Raw genomic sequence first — 2,264 nt, 5'->3', positions numbered from 1 at the left:
GGCAGGGGGGCGGCGCGACGCGCGGCGGCCGCGGCGGCTTCGCGCCGGTTGCGCCTTGGGCAAGCGGGCCGCTGAAGGCGTCGAGCCAGCTGTCTCGCACCAGGATCATGGCGCGCGGCCGGGGCGAGGATACCCGTGAAGCCTTCATTCTGCTGGCGCTGGCGAGCCATCCCGGTCTGATCCTGCGCTGTGCCGACGAGATCGCCGATCTGGCGCTCGACGGCCCCGCCGCCGAGCGCTTCCGCCAGGCCCTCCTCGACGCCGCGATGGAAGGCGTGCTCGACGAGGGGGCGCTGGCGATGCGGCTGGAACAGCCACGCGTGCGGGAGGCGCAGGCGCAGTTGATGGCGATCACGGGGCCGGCCGAGCGCCTGAAACTGGCGCAAGCCGCTGATCCGGAATCGGTTTTCGACTCGATTCGTCAGGCGATCGTCTTGCATCATCGCGCGCGGACGCTACATAGCGAGTTGAAGGCAGCCGAGCGCGCATTGGCTGACGAAGCGACCGAAGCCAATTTCGCCTGGATCAAGGACGTCAAGGCTCGCCTCGAGACGATCGAGGGGACGGAGGCGATGTCCGAGGATTGAGGGAGTTCCAAGGGTCCTTCTGGTCAGGTCTGCGCGTCGGCGGGGTTTGGTTTACGGTTCATCAAGGATGAGCGGTGCCATCTCGCCTGTGTGATTTGGGTGGGGTGAGCGCGCCGGACCTGCGGCCGCGCCGCCCTTTTATGCGTCCGCATATGGCTTCTTCCGAGCCGTGGCGGTCTGAGAGTGCGGAGCGCTATTGATGGCGACGAAAACGAGCGAACGGGACAAGGCCGATCAGGCCACGCCGGAAGCCCCCCCGACCTCCGACGGTCCGTTGCTCGATCTGACGGATCAGGCCGTCAGGCGCATGATCAAGCTCGCCAAGAAGCGCGGCTATGTCACCTATGACGAACTGAACGAGGTCCTGCCTTCGGAGGAATTCACCTCCGAGCAGATCGAGGACGTGCTCGGCCAGCTCAGCGAGCAGGGCATCAACGTCGTCGACAACGAGGATCCGGAAGCCTCCGGTGAGGAGCGCGCCGCGGCCCGCACCGGCACCAACGGCCCCGACGAGGAAGAGGTCGAGGGTGGCGATCTGGTCGACGCCTCGCGCTCGGCCCTGCCGGTCGAGACCAAGCGCAATCTGGAGCCGACCGAGCGCACCGACGATCCGGTGCGGATGTATCTGCGCGAGATGGGTTCGGTCGAGCTGCTCTCCCGCGAGGGCGAGATCGCGATCGCCAAGCGCATCGAGGCCGGCCGTGAGGCGATGATCGCCGGGCTCTGCGAGAGCCCGCTGACCTTCCAGGCGATCATCATCTGGCGCGACGAACTCAACGAAGCCAAGGTCCTGCTGCGCGACATCATCGACCTCGAGGCGACCTATGCCGGCCCCGACGGCAAGAACCCGGCCCAGGTCGCGGGCGAGGGCGGCGAGGCCGAGGCCGCTCCGGCCGCCGAGGGCGAGACGCCCGAAGGCGAGCTGCCGCCCGATCTCGACGACGACGACATGGAGAACAACGTCTCGCTCTCGGCCATGGAGGCCGAGCTGAAGCCGCGCGTGCTCGAGACGTTCGATTCCATCGCCGACAACTACAAGAAGCTGCGCCGCCTGCAGGACCAGGACATCGCCAACCGGCTGGAGAACACCAAGCTCTCGCCGTCGCAGGACCGCAAATACAAGAAGCTCAAGGACGACATCATCACCGCGGTGAAGTCGCTCTCGCTCAACAACAACCGCATCGAGGCGCTGGTCGAGCAGCTCTACGACATCAACAAGCGCCTGATTTCTCACGAGACGAGGCTTCTACGGCTGGCCGAGAGCTATGGCGTCGGCCGCGAGGACTTCCTCAAGCAGCATGTCGGCGGCGAGCTCGACCCGAAATGGGTCCTGCGCGTGTCCAAGCTCGGCTCGCGCGGCTGGCGGGACTTCGTCGCCGCCGAGCTCGAGCGCATCAAGAGCCTGCGCGACGAGATCCATACGCTGGCGAGCGAGACGGGCCTGGAGATCCAGGAGTTCCGCAAGATCGTGCTGATGGTCCAGAAGGGCGAGCGCGAGGCGCGTCAGGCGAAGAAGGAGATGATCGAGGCCAATCTGCGCCTCGTGATCTCGATCGCCAAGAAATACACCAATCGCGGCCTGCAGGTCCTCGACCTGATCCAGGAAGGCAATATCGGCCTGATGAAGGCGGTCGACAAGTTCGAGTACCGCCGGGGCTATAAGTTCTCGACCTATGC

General features: G+C 65.9%; 1 protein-coding gene and 1 pseudogene. Both read left to right on the top strand.

Annotation, left to right across the window (positions count from 1 at the left end; genetic code table 11):
* A pseudogene (locus Q8M82_RS00720) lies at positions 1 to 587 on the top strand (DNA primase); the annotation flags it as partial.
* 199 nt (positions 588 to 786) lie between these two features.
* Positions 787 to 2,264 (top strand): sigma-70 family RNA polymerase sigma factor (locus Q8M82_RS00715; RefSeq protein WP_305689474.1); only part of this gene is annotated, 1,478 nt, incomplete at its 3' end.

The organism is Allobosea sp., assembly GCF_030694325.1.
GTDB lineage: Bacteria > Pseudomonadota > Alphaproteobacteria > Rhizobiales > Beijerinckiaceae > Allobosea.
Note: the sequence above shows the minus strand (reverse complement) of the source record. Positions and strands in the feature narration are given on the sequence as shown.